The sequence below is a fragment of the Amycolatopsis sp. w19 genome (genome assembly GCF_051373225.1).
Lineage (GTDB): Bacteria > Actinomycetota > Actinomycetes > Mycobacteriales > Pseudonocardiaceae > Amycolatopsis > Amycolatopsis japonica.
Map to the genome: position 1 here is coordinate 35991 of NZ_JBPQFM010000009.1, position 16625 is coordinate 52615.

The following is a 16625-nucleotide window of genomic DNA, read 5'->3' on the forward strand; positions in this document are numbered from 1 at the left end:
TTCGCTGGCGGGAATATGGCTTCCCTGCCAGGTTGTCGACCGCCCGCGCGGCTGTTCAAGCTCAGCCGGTTTTCGTGCCCACTCGACCATTCCCGCTTGCCTGTCCGGCCCCTTCGCGGATCGCGCCGAGGAATCGCCGCACCGCGGGATGTTCCCTGGCGTGCGCGGCGACGGCCGCGTGGATGGACCGCACCGGATCCGGACGGCGGACCTTGCGGATGGCGACGCCGGGATGCGGGGCGCCGAGGCCGAGCTCCGGGATCAGCGCGACACCGAGCCCGGCGGCCACGAACCCTTGTGCCGTCTGGTAATCCTCGGATTCGACGACGTGGTTCGGGGCGAAACCGGCCGCGCCGCAGGCGTCGAGCAGGATGTCGCGGCAGGCGCCGGGGAGACCGTCGACGCCGACCCAAGGATCCTCCGCGAGCTCGGCGAGATCGAGCACGCGTTTGCGGGCGAGCCGGTGGTTCTTCGGCAGGATCGCGCGGTACGGGTCGTCGAGGAGGTGGATGTACTCGACGCCCTTGATCCGGGGAGAGCTGCTGGGGAGCACGATCATCGCGACGTCGGCCTCGCCCGACTCGATCTCGGGCATCGAATCGTCGGGCTCGACCAGTTTCAGGTCGAGGCGGACACCAGGGAAGTCCCGGCGCAGCGCGGCGACGGCCAAGGGCACCAGCGACGCGCCCGCGGTGGCGAAATAGCGGATCGCGAGCCTGCCCGTGCGGCCTTCCTTGAGTTCGGTGAGCGCGGCTTCGGCCTTGGCGAGCTGCGTGCTCAGCGTTTCCGCGTGTTCGGACAGCAGCGAACCGGCGGGCGTCGGGCGCACGCCGCGGCCGACGCGTTCGAGCAGTTCGACGCCGGCTTCCCTTTCCAGGGTGGACAATTGCTGGCTGATCGCGGAGGGTGTGTAGCCGAGGTTCCGGGCGGCGGCGGTGATCGAACCGCTACTGATGACGGCTCGGAGGACCTGCATGCGGCGGACGTCCAGCATGGTCCGATCTTACAGTTCTTCTTAAGGCTCCCTGCAGTTATTTTCGCTTGTCCTTACGCGTCGGCCCCGCGAAGCTGGGCCAGACACTTGAGGAGGACTGGGGTGGGCGAGACGAAGACCCTGCTGCGGATCGGCGCGCTGGCGCTCATGTGGGGATCGAGTTTCTTCTGGATCAAACTGGGGCTCGGCGCGTTCACGCCGGTGCAGCTGGTGCTGGCGCGGGTGGCGCTCGGCGCGGCGGTGCTGATCGGGCTCTGCTATCTCGGCCGGGACAGGCTGCCGTCGGGACGGCGGATCTGGGGACACCTGGCCGTCGCGGCGTTCTTCCACAACGCGCTGCCGTTCCTGCTGTTCGCGTGGGGTGAGCTGACCGTCGATTCGGGGATCACCGGCGTGCTGAACTCGACGACGCCGCTGTGGGTGTTGCTGGCCGCTCCGATGATGGGCGCGCGGACGAAGATGACCGCGGTGCGGGTCACCGGGCTGGTCGCCGGGCTCGCCGGGATCCTGCTGATCTTCGCGCCGTGGGAGGCTTCCGGCCTGCTCAGCTGGGGTGCGCTGGCGTGCCTCGCGGCGGCCGCGAGCTACGGCTTCGCGTTCGTCTACGAGGGCAAGTACCTCACCGGCACCGGTGACTCGCCGATGTCGCTGGCCGGCGGGCAGATGCTGCTGGCGACCGGGTTCCTGCTGCTCGCGATGCCGATGGGCGGCTTCGAACCGGTGCACCTGAGCACCGGCGCGATCGTCGCGGTGGTGATCCTGGGCATCGGGTCGACCGGGATCGCGTTCGCGCTGAACTACCAGCTCCTCGCGAGCGAGGGTGCCGTGGCGGCGTCGATCGTCGGCTACCTGCTGCCGGTGGTCTCGGTGCTGCTCGGCGCGGTGTTCCTTGCCGAGCCGCTGAACCTGCGGGTGATCGCGGGGATGGTCGTCGTGCTGGGCGGGGTCGCGCTGACCCGGCTCCGCCCGAGGGAGCAAGGGACCTTTGCTACCACTCCGCAGGTCGAGCGCCCCTTGGCCGCCGCCGGGGAGGCCGCGCCATGACGGACACGACGACGCTGTGGCGCCCGACCGGACCCGTCGAACTCGACCTCGTCCGCGACTCGGGCTGGCGCGAGTGGCCGCCGAGGCTGCCGGAGCAACCCATCTTCTACCCGGTGCTGAACGAGGACTACGCGATCAAGATCGCCCGTGACTGGAACGTGCGCCACAGCGGCGCGGGCTTCGTGACACGGTTCGAGGTCGAGACGTCGTTCGTCGAGCGGTACCCCGTCCAACAGGCGGGCGGGAAGACGATCCTGGAACTCTGGGTCCCGGCCGAGGACCTGGCCGAGTTCAACACGCACATCGTGGGGAAGATCGAGGTCACCCACGAATTCCGCTGACCTGCGTTTCGCGGGCTAATCGCGACGCGGTGGGGCCTGGGGGCTCGCCGGATCGCGTTTAGCCCGCGAAACGCAGGTCAGGGCGCCAGGGCCGCGAGGATGAGCAGGGCGGCGAGGACGATCTCGACCCAGAAATAGAGCCAGCTCGGATAGAACCGCTCGGGCCGTTCCGCGAACCGCGCGACCAGCCGTCCGAAGGCCATCCCGGCGAGCGCGACGGCCACCGCGATCGCGACACCCCGTTGGATCCCTCCGACATCGAAAGCCGCGAACCCGAGCAGCACCGCGACAGCCACCCCGAAGCCGCCGTAGACGGCCCGCACTTCGGTCCTCGCCGTCGCCGACTCCAGCGAGATGCCGAACGGCCGGATCAGCCGCTTCGGCGCGGCGAGCCCGAGCAGGCCCATGCCCAGGAAGAACACGGCCACCAGGCCGAAGAGAACAGGCGCCACCTAGACGAGACGCCGGTCGGAAGCCCAGCGCGAAAGCTCGTACCGGTTCGAAAGCTGCGTCTTCCGCAGGACGCTCGACACGTGGGTCTCGACGGTCTTCACCGAGATGAACAGCTCCGACGCGATCTCCTTGTACGCGTACCCGCGCGCGAGCAGCCGCAGCACGTCGCGTTCCCGCGGGGTCAGCAGGTCGAGATCCGGGTCGCTGATCGGCGCGGAACCCGGCCGGTCGGCGAACGCGTCGAGCACGAACCCGGCCAGCCGCGGCGAGAACACCGCGTCCCCGTCCGAGACCCGCACGACGGCGCGCACGAGCTCCTTCGACGAGATCGTCTTCGTGACATACCCCCGCGCCCCCGCGCGGATCACGGCGATCACGTCCTCCGCGGCGTCGGAGACCGACAGCGCGAGGAACACGACGTCCGGCAGTTCCGGCCGGACCCGGCGCAGCACCTCGGCGCCGCCACCGTCCGGCATGTGCACGTCGAGCAGCACGACCTGCGGTTTGGTCCGGGCGATACCCGCGACCGCCTCGGCGACCGAGCCCGCCTCACCGACCACGCGGACGTCGTCGGTGATCGAGTCCAATTCGGTGCGCACACCCGCCCGGAAGAGCGCGTGGTCGTCGACGAGGAAGACCTTGACCGGCTCCCGCGTCTGCTGGTTCTCCGTCACGATGCTCCCTCGCTCGCCCTGTCCCGTGAGCATAGCGACCTCACGCCGCACCCTTCCCCGCCTTGACCGGCATCTCCAGCTGGACCTCGGTTCCTTCACCCGGTGCGGTACGCAGTTTCAGCTTCCCGCCGTGCCGTTCCATCCGCCCCCGGATGGAATCGGCGAGACCGTGCCGGTCGCTCGGCACGACGTCGGGGTCGAACCCCTTGCCCCGGTCGCGCACGAACACGGTGACCGCTGTCGGCTCGACCTCGGCGTACACGCTGACCTCGTCGACGCCCGCGTGCTTGGCGGCGTTCACGATCGCTTCGCGCGCCGCCTGGACCAGCGCGGTCAGCGGCTCGTTCAGCGTCGCCTCCCCCACGACGACCTGCTGCACCGAGATCGCGAACGCGTCCTCGACCTCGCCGCACGCGGCCGCGAGCACTTCGGACAGCTGACCGCTGACGGCCTCTTCCTCGGTCTTCTTGCTCTTGCCGTACCCCGACGGCCCGTACAACCAGCCACGCAGCTCGCGTTCCTGACCACGCGCGAGCCTGGCGACCTCGCGCGGCGATTCCGCCTGTTTCTGGATCAGCGCGAGGGTCTGGAGGACCGAGTCGTGCAGATGCGCGGCGATCTCGGCGCGTTCGTCGGTGCGGATGCGGGCGGTGCGCTCGTCGGACAGGTCGCGGACCAGGCGCAGCCAGAACGGGACGGTCAGCACGGCGACGCCGAACAACGTCGCGATCACGGCGACCAGCGCGAACTTGACCTGGTCGATGCTGCCGCTTTCCAGGACGACGACGCCGATGCCGGTCATCACCAGCGCGACACCGGCGACCAGGCGGATCGCCGCCGACCAGCCCCCGCCGCCGAGGAACGCCGTGGCGACCCCGCCCTTGGCGCTGATACGCCAACGCCGCCGCTGCGATTCGTCGGCCTCGCGCCAGACGACGGCCGCGCCGATCATCGCCAGCGCCAGCGGGATGGCGACCCAGCCGCTGATCAGGCCGGTCAGCGTGCCACTGGCGACGGCGAGGCCGACACCCAGCGCGATGAGCCCGAAGGCCTGCTGCTTCTCCTTCGGCGCGGACTTCTCCGGCTCGGCCTCGCCGGATCGCTGCTGGACGAACACCCAGAGCAGGCCGTAGGCGAGCAGGCCAACGCCGTTCAGGGCGGCCAGCAACGCGAACGCGATCCGGACCCAGAGCACCTTGACGCCGAGGTGGTCGGCGAGGCCGCCGGCGACGCCCGCGATGGCGCGGCCGGAACGGCGGCGATACATCTTGGGCGGCTCGAACGGTGCCGGGGACAGGCTGCCGGGAACGGGCACCGGAGTGCGCTCGATGATCGTCGGCTTCACCTGTCCGGCGAGGTCGTTGGGGGCGGATTCCTGCACGTTCTCCATGGTCACACGGAGTGGGATACTGATCCATCGGGGAAACCCCTGACTCTTCCCGCTGGGGGAAACCTCAGGGGAGTTCCCGGATGTGGCGAGGGCCGGCCGGGGCGCATTCTTTGTGGCATGAGTGGGAGTGAGACACAGGTTCCGAAGCGCGGCCCCGCGGCCGGCTTCGAGGAGACCGTCAAGGATTTCTGGCGGAGCAGGCCGGTCCGGCCGGTACACGGCCGCAAGTTCGCCGGCGTCGCCGCGGGCATCGGCTACCGGTACGGCATCGACCCGACCGTGGTCCGTGTCGCGCTGGTCGCCGCGACGGTGTTCGGCGGATTCGGCGTCTTCGTCTATCTGCTGGGCTGGCTGTTCCTGCCGCAGGAAGGCGACCGCGTTTCCGCGTTCGAGGGTCTGATCGGCCGGGGTCGCGCGTCGAGTTCGCCGGCGTTCGCGGTGCTGCTGCTGATCCTGCTGTTCCCCGGTCTCACCTGGACCTTGAGCGGCGGCTGGATGACCGACGGCACCGGGCTGATCGGTTTCGCGCTGATGGCCGTCGCGTTGTACCTGCTGCACCGCAACCGCGGTCAGTTCAACCGGCCGTCGATGCCCACCCCGGCTCAGCCCGCCGCCGCGTTCTCGATGGCGTCGGCGTCGGCCGCCTCCGCTTCGACGGCGACCGAGGGCGGCTGGGACCCGCTCGCGGCCGACCCGTCCGCTTGGGATCTGCCGAATGCCTCGCCGTCCGGCGGCATGCCGCCGCAGACCCCTCCTCCGCCCCCCGCACCGCCGATGCCCCGTCGCCGCAAGTCGAAGATCGGCGCCGCGACCTTCGGGATCGCCGTGCTGGTCGGCGGGGTCGGCACCGTCCTCGCCCTGGACGGTGAGCCGTGGTTCACCATGCAGCACGTCGTCGGGCTCACCCTGGCCGTGGTCGGTATCGGGCTGGTGGCCGGTTCGTTCGTGCGAGGCGGTCGCGGCCTGATCGGGCTCGCGGTGCCGCTGGCGATCGTCGGGATGGCGCTGACCACGGTGCCGTTCGAGAACTTCTCGGTCAAAGGCGGCGTCGGCGACCTGACGGCGACACCCGTCCAGGTGTCCGAGGTGCTGCCGGAGTACCACCGCTCGGCGGGGAACATCGACGTCGACCTGACCAAGCTGCCGGCGGGCGCTTCGGTGACCACGAAGGTGTCCAACGGTGCGGGCAACTCGACGGTGCTCGTGCCGGCGGGAGCCGAAGTGAAGGTCTCGTGCGAGACGGGCGCGGGGGACATCGACTGCCTCGGCCAGTCCCGCTCGGGGGTGGGCGAGGAAGTCATCGACTTCACCTCGCCGGGGTCCAACGGGCAGAAGATCACTGTGAAGGTCGAGAACGGGGTCGGGAACGTGGAGGTGCGTCGTGGCTGAGTACGACTACGACAACTACGACAGCACGCAGACCCAGGCGGCTCAGCCGGCGAAGCGCGGGGTGGACGTCATCACCCTGATCGTCGGGATCGCGACGCTGCTGGTGTCGGGTTACGTCCTCTCGGACGGCTCCACGTGGCTCCCGCAGTTCGACTTCCGGTGGATCATGGCGGGCGGGGCGATCTTCGTCGGCGTCCTGCTACTCGCCGCTTCGCTGCGCAAGAGCCGCCGCTAGCGGCGCCGCTGACGCTCCACCCCACTCCGAAGGCCCCGGCCCCTCGCCGGGGCCTTCGCCTTGCTCCGCCCCCCTCCCGCGCCGACCTGCGTTTCGCGGGCTAAACGCGATCCGGCGTCGCCAAGGTGCACACCCCCGCCGACCTGCGTTTCGCCCCCTAATCGCGATCCGGGCCGCGGCGGGTGCCCCAGGCCCCAGAACGCAGTTCGCGGGCTAAACGCGATCCGGTCGCCTGGGTGCCCCCAGGACGGACAGATCGCGATTAGCCCGCGAAACGCAGGTCGGAAGAGGTGCGGTCACTCCCACTCGATGGTGCCCGGCGGCTTGGACGTGACGTCCAGGACCACCCGGTTCACCTCGGCGACCTCGTTGGTGATGCGGGTCGAGATCCGCTCCAGGACCTCGTACGGCAGCCGCGTCCAGTCCGCGGTCATCGCGTCCTCGGACGACACCGGCCGCAGCACGATCGGGTGCCCGTAGGTCCGCCCGTCGCCCTGGACACCGACGCTGCGGACGTCGGCCAGCAGCACCACCGGGCACTGCCAGATCTCGCCGTCGAGCCCGGCCGCCGTGAGCTCCTCGCGCGCGATGGCGTCCGCCGCGCGCAGCGTCTCGAGCCGCTCGGCGTCGACGGCGCCGATGATCCGGATGCCGAGCCCCGGGCCCGGGAACGGCTGCCGCTGCACGATCGTCTCCGGCAGCCCGAGCTCCAGCCCGACGCGCCGCACCTCGTCCTTGAACAGCAGTCGCAGCGGCTCGACGAGTTCGAACTGCAGGTCGTCGGGCAGCCCGCCGACGTTGTGGTGGCTCTTGATGTTCGCCGCGCCCTCACCGCCGCCGGACTCGACGACGTCCGGGTACAGCGTGCCCTGGACCAGGAACTTGTAGTCGCCCTCGGCCTTGAGGTCGCGCTCGGCCTGCTCGAACACGCGGATGAACTCGCGGCCGATGATCTTGCGCTTCTCCTCGGGGTCGGTGACCCCGGCCAGCGCGTCGAGGAACCGGTCGCGCGCGTCGACGGTCACCAGGTTGACCCCGGTCGCGGCGACGAAATCGCGTTCGACCTGGGTGCGCTCGCCCGAGCGCAGCAGACCGTGGTCGACGAACACGCAGGTCAGCCGGTCACCGATGGCCCGCTGGACCAGCGCGGCGGCCACGGCGGAGTCGACGCCGCCGGACAGCCCGCAGATCGCCCGGCCGTCGCCGACCTGCTCGGCGATGCGCTTGACCTGGTCGTCGACGATCGACGACGTCGTCCATTGCGGCTTGATGCCCGCGATGTCATGCAGGAAGCGGCGGAGCACCTCCTGGCCGTGCGGCGAGTGGTGCACCTCGGGGTGGTACTGGACGCCGGCGAAGCGGCGCTCGACGTCTTCGAACCCGGCGACGGCGGCGCCGTCACTCGAAGCGGTCACGGTGGCGCCCTCGGGGGCCTTGGTGACGCTGTCGTTGTGGCTCATCCACGCGGGCTGGTTGCTCGGGAGACCGGCGTGCAGGACACCCCCCTCGCCGGCGACGCGGACCTCGGTGCGGCCGAACTCGCGGATCCCGGTCGGCTCGACGGTGCCGCCGAGAGCCTGCGCGAGCACCTGGTGGCCGTAGCAGATGCCGAGGATCGGCACGCCCGCGTCGACCAGCCCGGGGGCGAGGGCGGGCGCGTTCTCCGCGTACACGCTGGAAGGACCACCGGAAAGGATGATCGCGGAAGGGTCCTTGGCGAGGATGTCCTCGGCGGTGGCGGTGTGCGGGACGACCTCGGAGTAGACCTGCGCCTCACGCACGCGGCGCGCGATCAGTTGCGCGTACTGCGCCCCGAAGTCCACGACGAGTACCGGACCGGTGGGACTGGGCACCTGAAACCTCCAGATCAGAGCAGTACGCTTCCCCACCATCGTCCCAGGTGGGCCCGGTCACCCCGCCGCCAACCCCCTCACGATTCAGGACAGCGGATGACCGCGACGCGGCCTAGCGTCCGGGACATGGGCATCGACTGGAGCAAGGAACTCTCCGAACAGCTCGACTGGCACTGGACGAACCACCTGCGCCCTCGGCTGGGCACCCTCACCGACGACGAATACCTCTGGGAACCCGTCGAGGACTGCTGGACGGTGAGGCCGGGCGAGAACGGCGACGTCACGATCGACTGGGCGTATCCGGAGCCGTCCCCGCCGCCGGTCACGACCATCGCCTGGCGCCTCGCGCACATCATCGTCGGCGTCTTCGGGATGCGGACCGCGTCGCACTTCGACGGCCCGCCCGTCGACTATCAGACCTTCCCCTACGCAGCCTCCGCCAAAGAAGCGCTGGAGCAGCTCGACGACGCCTACGCGCGCTGGCGTGACGGCGTCCGCGCCCTCACCGCCGAAGGCCTCGAACGCCCCTGCGGCGAGGCTGAGGGCCCGTACGCGGAGTACCCCTTCGCGGCCCTCGTCCTGCATATCAACCGGGAGGCCATCCACCACGGCGCCGAAATCCTCCTACTGCGCGACCTCTACACGCGTCGCGTTTAGCCCGCTAAACGCGATCCTGGAATACCTTGTCACCCATGGACATGATCACCCCGGAGCCGCGCCCCGCCTGGATCGCCGGACGCCCCGAGCAGGGCGCTTCGACGCTCACCGTGCATCACCCCTTCGACGGAAGCGAAGTCGCCACCGTCGCGGTGCCCGGCCCTGATCAGGTCGAGCGAGCGGTGAGCGCGGCGGCGAGTGTCGCGAAGGAGTTCCGGCGTTCTTCGGCGCACAGCCGCGCCGCGGCGCTCGACCACGTTTCGCGGGTCATCGCGGGCCGGGCCGAGGAGATCGCCGAGGTCATCACCGCCGAGAACGGCAAGCCGCTCAAGTGGGCCGAGGCCGAGGTGCGGCGCGCGGTGTCGGTGTTCCGGATCGCCGCCGAGGAGGCCCGCCGGTTCAGCGGTGATCTGCAGCGGCTGGACACCGACCCGGCGGGCGAAGGCAGGCTGGCGCTCACCCGCCGTGTCCCCCGCGGCCCGGTGCTGGGGATCGCGCCGTTCAACTTCCCGCTGAACCTGGTGGCGCACAAGGTCGCGCCGTCGCTCGCGGTCGGCGCGCCCATCATCGTCAAACCCGCGCCGCGGACGCCGCTGGCCGCGCTGATCCTCGGCGAGATCCTGGCCGAGACCGACCTGCCGGAGGGCGCGTTCTCGGTGCTGCCGCTCGGCAACGAGGAGACGTCGGCGCTGGTCGCGGATCCCCGGCTGCCGGTCGTGTCGTTCACCGGTTCGGGTCCGGTCGGCTGGTCGATCGCGGACGCCGCGCCGCGCAAGCACGTCGTGCTCGAACTCGGCGGCAACGCGGCCGCCGTCGTGCTGCGCGACTGGCCGGATCCCGAGGGCGCGGCGGAGCGGATCGCGACCTTCGGCAACTACCAGGCCGGGCAGTCCTGTATCGCCGTGCAACGCGTCATCGTCGAACGCGAGGTCGCCGAAGAGTTCGTGCCCGCCTTGGTGGGAGCCGTGAAGGCCCAGCGCACCGGCGACCCGTACGACAAGAACACCGATGTGGGCCCGGTCGTCGACGAGGCGGCCGCGGAGCGGATCGTGGCCTGGATCGACGAAGCCGTCGCCGCGGGCGCGAAGATCCTCACCGGCGGCAAGCGTGACGGAGCCACGGTGGAGCCGACCGTGCTCACCGACGTCCCACCGTCCACAAAGGCCTGGGCGGAAGAGATCTTCGGCCCGGTGCTCGCGGTGTCCATTGTGGACGGTGTCGACGAGGCTTTCGCGTCGGTCAACGAATCCGCCTACGGCTTGCAGGCCGGCGTGTTCACCCGCGACGTCCATCTCGCCTTCTACGCCTCGACAGAACTCGAAGTCGGCGGCGTGATCATCGGCGACGTCCCGTCCTACCGAGCGGACCAGATGCCGTACGGCGGCGTGAAGGGATCGGGCGTCGGCAGGGAAGGCGTTCTCGCCGCGATGAACGACCTCACCGAGGAACGGGTCACCGTCTTCACCGGCATCGACCTCTAATCCGGAGTGACGGCCTGCGCGAACCCGAAGACCTTGTCCGGGTCGTAGGTTTTGGCCACCTGCTTGAGGCGGGTGGCATTGCCGCCGTAGTACGCCGTCATCCAGTCGGGCAGGGCGGGGTCGATGTAGTTGACGTAGCCCCCGCCCAGCCCGAGCCCCGTCACCACTTCCGCGACGGAATCCGTTGCCGCGGAACGGTTACGCGTGTCCGCCTGGCTGTAGATCTGCACACTGCCGATCGCTTTCCGGTGCCAGAACGCGGTGGCGTCCGGTGCGACGTCGGCGACGGCACCGCCGAGACCGTCGACCAGGAGATCCATTCCGCGCCTGCCCTTGAGCACGGACGTCAGCTTCGCGGGATCGGCCGGTTCTTCGAGTATTCGCGATGACGCCACAAAGGACTGTCGGCTTTCGCTGCCGGAGAAGTACTTCATCGCGCCGAGATAGTCGAGCTGCTTTACCGAACGCGTCGCACCGGGGAATCCGTCCAGCAGCTTACCCAAGGAGGCGGAATCGCCGACGTAGCAACCGGCGATGCGCGCGCCGACCGGCGATCCCCCGGACAGCACGACGTTCGCCCACAACTCCGGCGGCGCTTGGGGAAGCCACCGCTGCCACTCGGCGAGCACGTCGTTCGCGCTCCCGGCCGGGAATCGCAAGGAGAACACCGAAACAGCCGAAGGCGCCGGGTCGGTGCGAAAGGTGAACGAGGTGACGATCCCGAAGTTGCCGCCTCCCCCACCGCGCAACGCCCAGAACAGATCGGGTTCGGAATCCGCCGACACCGTCCGAAGCTTCCCGTCCGCCGTGACCACTTGCGCGGACACCAAGTGATCACAGGTGAGACCGTATTTCCGGGCGAGGACGCCGATTCCGCCGCCGAGCGTCAACCCGGCGATCCCGACGCTGGGACAGGAACCCGCGGGCAGGCAACGCCCCGCGCCGCCTAGCGTCGCGTAGACGTTCTTCAGTTTCGCGCCCGCGCCGATCACGACCTGTTCACCTTGGACGTCCACTGAGGACATTCCGCCGAGGTCGATCATCAGGCCACCGTCGGGAACCGAGTAGCCGGCGTAACTGTGGCCACCACTACGAGCGGCGATCGGAACCCGCCGTGCCGCGGCGGAAACCGCTTCCTGCACGTCCTCGGGTTTGACGCATTTCGCGATCGCGGCGGGCTTGAGCCCGTCGAAAGCCGGATTGAACACGCGTTTGGCGTTGTCGTAGCCGGAATCCCCGGGCAGAAGAAGGGAGATCTTGTTCCGCAGCGCCGCCCAGTCCGGCGGGCCGGACGGCGGTGTGACACCGGTGCTCGGCGGCAGCGACGTCCCGGGCGCGGAACTGGGCGCCTGCGCGGGAGGCGCGGCCGAGCACGCCGTCGCGGCCACTCCGGCCACGGTCGCACCGGCGAGTTTGAGGAACGCCCTTCTCTCCATGCCCGTTAGACGCGTAGCGGACGGGCAGGTTGCGACGCTACGCCCGAAGGTGTGCGCTCACCGGCACGACCAGCGGCGTACCGGACACCGGATCCTCCATGACCTTCGCCGACAGGCCGAAGATCTCGTCGAGGAGCGGTTCCGTGAGGACCTCCGCGGGCGGGCCCTGCGCGACGATCCGGCCGTCGCGCATCGCGACCAGCTTGTCCGCGTACCTGGCGGCGAGGTTCAGATCGTGCAGCACCATCACCACGGTGGTCCCGCGTTCCTTGTGCAGCCGGTACACCAGGTCCAGCACGTCGATCTGGTGCGCGAGGTCGAGGTAGGTGATCGGCTCGTCGAGCAGGAGCAGCCCGGTCTCCTGGGCCAGCGTCATCGAGATCCACGCCCGCTGCCGCTGCCCGCCGGAAAGCTGGTCGACGACCCGGCCCGCGTACTCGTCCATCCCGGTCAGCCGCAGCGCCCGCTCGATCGCCTCGTCGTCGGAGGACGACCACTGCCGGTACCAGCTCTGGTGCGGATGCCGCCCGCGCCGGACCAGATCGGAGACGGTCAGCCCTTCGGGAGCGGACGGCGTCTGCGGCAACAGGCCGATGATCTTGGCGACCTCACGGGTCGGCAGCTTGTCGATCCGCTCGCCGTCCAGCAGGACCGCGCCCTGGCGTGGCTTGAGCAACCTCGCCAGCGCACGCAGCAAAGTGGACTTTCCGCAGCCGTTGGGGCCGATGATCGCGGTGACGGTCCCGTCGAGGACGTCAAGGTCGAGCTCGGTCACGACGGGCGTTTCGCCGTAACCGAGTTCCAGCTCCCGGGCACGCAGTCTGGCGTTCACGCGCGCTCCTCCTTACGGCTGCGGATGAACAGGAAGATCAGGTAGGGCGCACCGAGGATCGCCGTCAGCACGCCGACCGGGAGCCCGGACAGGACCGGTGTCACGCGCACCACGAAATCCGCGCCGACGGTCAGCAGCGCGCCGAGGAGCATCGATCCGAACAGTGGCGGCTGCGCCGAGCGGACCAGCCTCAAGGCGATCTGCGGGGTGGCCAGCGCGACGAAGGTGATGGGCCCGGCGGCCGCGGTGGCGACGGCGGCCAGTGCCGCGGCGAGCAGCAGCAGGGAACCCCGCGCCGCGTCGACCCGGATGCCGAGACCGCGCGCGGTGTCGTCACCGAACTGCAGCCCGCCGATGGTGTGCCCGGCGATCAGCGTGACCGGCGCGAGCACGGCCAGCGCGAGCAGGACCGGGCCGACCGATTCCCAGCCGACGTCGGCGAGGCTGCCCACGATCCACGTGGTCGCGCGCGCGGCGTTGTCGACGTCTCCGACGGTCAGCAGCCAGTACACGAGGTTGTAACCGACGGCGGACAGCGCGATACCGATCAGGACGAGCCGATAGCCGTCGATCCCGCGCCGCCACGAAAGCGCGTACAGCAGGATCCCCGCGATCACGCCGCCCGCCAGCCCGGCGAGCGGGACGCCCAGCGTGCTCGCCAGGCCGCTGACCTGGCCGGCCGTGCCGCCGGCGACGATCACGCCGACCGCGCCGACACCCGCACCCCAGGTGATCCCGAGGATGTCCGGGCTGGCCAGCGGATTCCGGGCGATGGTCTGGAACAGCGCACCCGAAAGGCCGAGGGCGGCGCCGACGCCGATCGCGGTCAGCGTCCGCGGCATCCGCAGGTCGAAGATGATCCCGCGTTCCCGCGCGGTGCCACCGCCGAACAGCGTCTTCAGGACGTCGCCGAGGCCGATGTGGGAGGTGCCGATGCCGATGTTCAACGCCGCGACCAGTACCAGCGCGATCGCCGCGAAGAGCACGACGGTGAGCGTCCTCGGCCGGACCGTCCAGGCCGCCGGGCCGAGCGAGATCACCTTGGGAGCCGTCATATCCGTGCCAGGCCCTTCTTGCGGACGAGGTGGACGAACACCGGCACACCGAGCACCGCCAGCATGATGCCGACCTCCAGGCTGTCCGAGGCGACGACGCGGCCGAGGAGGTCCGCGGCGAGCAGCAGGATCGCGCCGAGCACCGCCGAGAACGGCACCAGCCAGCGGTAATCGGGTCCGCTGATCGCCCGCGCGAAATGCGGGACGAGCAGGCCCAGGAACGCGATCGGCCCGCAGGCGGCGACGGCGGCGCCGGTCAGCAGCGTGATCGCCGCGACCCCGAGCAACCGTGTCCGGCCGACCCGCCGCCCGAGCGCGACGGCGACGTCGTCACCGAGCGCGAGCGTGTTCATCCCCGGGGTGTTGATCACCGCGAGGAGCAGGCCCGCGGCCACGAAAGGGGCGATCTGGCCGATCATCGCGGGATCCCGGCCCGCGATCGAACCCACGTGCCAGAAGCGGTACGTCTCCATCCCGCGGTCGTCGCCGAGGACGATCGCGGAGATGACGCCGTTGAGCAGGGCGCTCACGGCGGCTCCCGCCAGCGCGAGCGTCACCGGTGTGGCGCCGCGGCCGCCGACGGCGCCGAGCAGGAACACGACGGCGCTCGCGACGAGAGCCCCCGCGAAGCCGAACCAGATGAACGCGTAGAGGTCGTCGATGCCCAGCACGACGACGGCGAGCACCACCGCGAACGCCGCGCCCTGGGTGACGCCGAGCAGACCGGGGTCCGCGAGCGGATTACGGGTGTGTCCCTGCATGAGCGCCCCGGCCGCGCCGAGCGCGAGTCCCGCCAGGACACCGAGCAGCGTGCGCGGCACCCGCAACGAACGGACGATCAGGTGATCCGGCACACCCGCGGGATGGAAGATCGCGTCCCAAACCACACCCAAGGGAATCGAACGCGCACCGAGGGCGACGCTCGCGACGCAGATCACAGCCAGAAGAGTGAGGAGCAGGGCTCCCGCTGTCGCCTTTCCAACACGAACTTCCACTGTGGACATCCGCCATCCTATGCTCCGGTTAGGAAAGCCTAACCGCACAGAAAGAGTGACCCATGACCCCACCCCGGCGCGCAGCCGTCGCCTTCGCCGTGACCGCCTGCCTGGCACTCTCCGCATGCGGTGGCGGGGCGCAGGAATCCGCCTCCGCCGGCACCGGCCAAAGTGGATTCCCGCGCACCGTCGAACACGTGATGGGGTCGACCACGATCGACAAGCAGCCCACCACCGTCGCCGCGCTGGACTCCAGCTACGTCGACGCGACGCTGGCGCTCGAGACGAAGGTCGTGGCGTACACCAAATATCGCAACTACGACAAGCTGCCGGACTACCTTGGCGACGACCGCAAGTACGCCGAGGGCGCCAAGGAGATCGGCGCGCTCGAAAGCCCGGACATCGAGCAGCTGTACGACATCAAGCCGGATCTGATCGTTTCGGCGAAGGTGCGTCACGAGAAGTTCTATGCCGAGTTCGGCAAGGTCGCGCCCACGGTGTTCAGCCAGACCACCGGCGCCACCTGGAAGGACAACATCCGGATGCTCGGCAAGGCGCTGGGCAAGGAAGCCTTGGCGGAGCAGAAGATCAAGGCCTACGAGGAGCGGGCCCGCAAGGTCGGCGACGCGATCAAGGCCAAGCTCGGCAAGCCCGCCGCCGTGTCGGTGGTCCGCTTCGTCGAAGGGGAGCCGACCGTGCGGCTCTACAGCAGCGCGTCGTTCCCCGGGACCGTGATGGCGGACGCCGGGTTCCAGCGGCCCGCCGGGCAGCCGGACAACAAGGCGAAGATCTCGAACGACCTGAGCCAGGAAGAGATCGGGAAACTCGACGCCGAAGCGATCTTCGTCGCCAGCTACACCGACGAGACGAAGCAGGCCGAAAGCCCGAAGACGAAGTTCCAGTCGAACCCGCTTTGGGGCACCCTCAAGGGAAAGGTGATCGACGTCAACGACACCACGTGGTTCACGTCGGTCAGCCTGCAGGGCGCGCACGCCATGCTGGACGACATCGCGAAGCAGTTCGGCGTGGACTCGTTCCGCGCTTAGTCCTTTGTGGACGCGCCGTCACAGCCAATGCGGCAGTGGCGGCGCGGTACCGTCCAAAGTGGATCCATCACTGCGGCCGGTGACCCAGGCCAGCACGTCGCCACGGGTCCCGGTCAGCGTCGTCAGTTCCCCTTCGCTCATCCGCCACTCGTGGCGGTACCCGTCGTCCTCGGCGGCGATCAGGAGCACGGCCGGCAGCTCGCCGCCGTACATCCCGATGGCGTTGCCGACAACGGTGTCGAACTCGTCGCCGAGCAACTCGGCGACGCAGGCGAAGTCGTAACCGACGTCGAGATCGGCGAGATGGATCGCGGTCTCGGAGAGCCGGAGCCAGAGCACGAACTCCGCCGAGATTTCCCGACCCTGCCTGGCTCGCACCCGGACCCACCAGGCGTCGTCCGGCAGGCTCTCCGCGACCTCGACCAGGCGAGCGGCGGAGCCGACGACGTCTTCGGCGATCTCCTCGACGGACCGGTACGCACCCTTCTCGATGTCGTGGTCCCTGGCCGCCTCACCGGCGTACATCGGCGTCTCGACACCCGATTTCGCCCAAGTGAGCAGGTTGACCAGGCCGTCGGCGTTCCGCGCGAGATGGGACAGCAGATGCGCTCGTGTCCAGCCGGGCAACGCGCTGGGGCCGCGCACGGCCTCCTCGTCCATCTGTCCAACTACGCGCGCCCATTCTTCGTGAAGGGCGCGGACGCGGTTCAGCAACGCGTGTGCGCGTTCGGAGGCTGTCACACCCCCAAC

The 16625-nt window shown here is 69.8% G+C and carries 17 protein-coding genes; 7 read left to right on the plus strand and 10 right to left on the minus strand.

Going from position 1 to position 16625, the window contains the following annotated elements:
* Positions 1 to 61: 61 nt before the first annotated feature.
* Positions 62 to 994, minus strand: a complete 933-nt coding sequence (locus ACSMFO_RS19270; protein WP_038519645.1) for a LysR family transcriptional regulator — start codon at positions 992 to 994, stop codon at positions 62 to 64.
* A 102-nt stretch (positions 995 to 1096) separates the two neighbouring features.
* On the opposite strand from ACSMFO_RS19270, the gene ACSMFO_RS19275 reads away from it, so the two are divergent.
* Both ACSMFO_RS19275 and ACSMFO_RS19280 read left to right on the plus strand, forming a co-directional pair.
* Positions 1097 to 2038, plus strand: coding sequence for a DMT family transporter (locus ACSMFO_RS19275; RefSeq protein ID WP_436459964.1), 942 nt, complete (start codon positions 1097 to 1099; stop codon positions 2036 to 2038).
* Positions 2035 to 2379 carry a hypothetical protein gene (locus ACSMFO_RS19280; RefSeq protein WP_436459966.1) on the plus strand — a complete coding sequence of 115 codons (345 nt, stop codon included), beginning with the start codon at positions 2035 to 2037 and terminating at the stop codon, positions 2377 to 2379. Before ACSMFO_RS19275 ends, ACSMFO_RS19280 begins: the two co-directional genes overlap by 4 nt.
* Before the next feature lie 77 nt (positions 2380 to 2456).
* Here ACSMFO_RS19280 and ACSMFO_RS19285 read toward each other — a convergent pair whose 3' ends face one another.
* The 3 genes from ACSMFO_RS19285 to ACSMFO_RS19295 are packed head-to-tail and all read right to left on the minus strand — an operon-like array spanning position 2457 to position 4902.
* Positions 2457 to 2831: a DUF4345 domain-containing protein gene (locus ACSMFO_RS19285; protein WP_436459968.1), complete on the minus strand. Its 375-nt coding sequence runs from the start codon at positions 2829 to 2831 to the stop codon at positions 2457 to 2459.
* The gene (locus tag ACSMFO_RS19290; protein ID WP_085939730.1) at positions 2832 to 3539 is read right to left on the minus strand and encodes a response regulator; all 708 of its coding nucleotides are present in this window, start codon (positions 3537 to 3539) and stop codon (positions 2832 to 2834) included.
* Positions 3540 to 3546: 7 nt separating this feature from the next.
* Positions 3547 to 4902 (minus strand): ATP-binding protein, encoded by a 1356-nt coding sequence (locus ACSMFO_RS19295; protein ID WP_038519655.1) that lies wholly within the window; start codon positions 4900 to 4902, stop codon positions 3547 to 3549.
* 111 nt (positions 4903 to 5013) lie between these two features.
* On the opposite strand from ACSMFO_RS19295, the gene ACSMFO_RS19300 reads away from it, so the two are divergent.
* Positions 5014 to 6285 (plus strand): PspC domain-containing protein, encoded by a 1272-nt coding sequence (locus tag ACSMFO_RS19300; RefSeq protein WP_436459970.1) that lies wholly within the window; start codon positions 5014 to 5016, stop codon positions 6283 to 6285.
* On the plus strand, positions 6278 to 6520 hold the full coding sequence (locus ACSMFO_RS19305; protein ID WP_038519661.1) for a hypothetical protein: 243 nt from the start codon (positions 6278 to 6280) through the stop codon (positions 6518 to 6520). Before ACSMFO_RS19300 ends, ACSMFO_RS19305 begins: the two co-directional genes overlap by 8 nt.
* Before the next feature lie 296 nt (positions 6521 to 6816).
* On the opposite strand, the gene guaA is transcribed toward ACSMFO_RS19305, so the two are convergent.
* Positions 6817 to 8373 carry a glutamine-hydrolyzing GMP synthase gene (guaA, locus tag ACSMFO_RS19310; protein ID WP_038519664.1) on the minus strand — a complete coding sequence of 519 codons (1557 nt, stop codon included), beginning with the start codon at positions 8371 to 8373 and terminating at the stop codon, positions 6817 to 6819.
* 126 nt (positions 8374 to 8499) lie between these two features.
* Here guaA and ACSMFO_RS19315 point away from each other — a divergent pair, with 126 nt between their 5' ends.
* Together ACSMFO_RS19315 and ACSMFO_RS19320 are read left to right on the plus strand one after the other, a co-directional pair.
* On the plus strand, positions 8500 to 9030 hold the full coding sequence (locus ACSMFO_RS19315) for a DinB family protein (protein WP_436459973.1): 531 nt from the start codon (positions 8500 to 8502) through the stop codon (positions 9028 to 9030).
* Positions 9031 to 9065: 35 nt separating this feature from the next.
* Entirely contained in the window at positions 9066 to 10511 is a 1446-nt protein-coding gene (locus tag ACSMFO_RS19320) for an aldehyde dehydrogenase family protein (RefSeq protein ID WP_436459974.1), read from the plus strand.
* Here ACSMFO_RS19320 and ACSMFO_RS19325 read toward each other — a convergent pair.
* The 4 genes from ACSMFO_RS19325 to ACSMFO_RS19340 are packed head-to-tail and all read right to left on the minus strand — an operon-like array spanning position 10508 to position 14838.
* Positions 10508 to 11947 carry an FAD-binding oxidoreductase gene (locus ACSMFO_RS19325; protein ID WP_436459976.1) on the minus strand — a complete coding sequence of 480 codons (1440 nt, stop codon included), beginning with the start codon at positions 11945 to 11947 and terminating at the stop codon, positions 10508 to 10510. The two genes, ACSMFO_RS19320 and ACSMFO_RS19325, sit on opposite strands and share 4 nt — an antisense overlap.
* A gap of 37 nt (positions 11948 to 11984) precedes the next feature.
* The gene (locus ACSMFO_RS19330; RefSeq protein ID WP_360128964.1) at positions 11985 to 12779 is read right to left on the minus strand and encodes an ABC transporter ATP-binding protein; all 795 of its coding nucleotides are present in this window, start codon (positions 12777 to 12779) and stop codon (positions 11985 to 11987) included.
* Positions 12776 to 13834 carry a FecCD family ABC transporter permease gene (locus tag ACSMFO_RS19335; protein WP_436459978.1) on the minus strand — a complete coding sequence of 353 codons (1059 nt, stop codon included), beginning with the start codon at positions 13832 to 13834 and terminating at the stop codon, positions 12776 to 12778. Before ACSMFO_RS19335 ends, ACSMFO_RS19330 begins: the two co-directional genes overlap by 4 nt.
* Complete coding sequence (locus ACSMFO_RS19340; RefSeq protein ID WP_051972690.1) at positions 13831 to 14838, minus strand: FecCD family ABC transporter permease; 1008 nt, start codon at positions 14836 to 14838, stop codon at positions 13831 to 13833. Before ACSMFO_RS19340 ends, ACSMFO_RS19335 begins: the two co-directional genes overlap by 4 nt.
* 53 nt (positions 14839 to 14891) lie before the next feature.
* On the opposite strand from ACSMFO_RS19340, the gene ACSMFO_RS19345 reads away from it, so the two are divergent.
* On the plus strand, positions 14892 to 15875 hold the full coding sequence (locus ACSMFO_RS19345) for an ABC transporter substrate-binding protein (RefSeq protein WP_436459981.1): 984 nt from the start codon (positions 14892 to 14894) through the stop codon (positions 15873 to 15875).
* 18 nt (positions 15876 to 15893) lie between these two features.
* Here ACSMFO_RS19345 and ACSMFO_RS19350 read toward each other — a convergent pair whose 3' ends face one another.
* Positions 15894 to 16616, minus strand: a complete 723-nt coding sequence (locus ACSMFO_RS19350; RefSeq protein WP_436459983.1) for a maleylpyruvate isomerase N-terminal domain-containing protein — start codon at positions 16614 to 16616, stop codon at positions 15894 to 15896.
* Positions 16617 to 16625 lie beyond the last annotated feature (9 nt).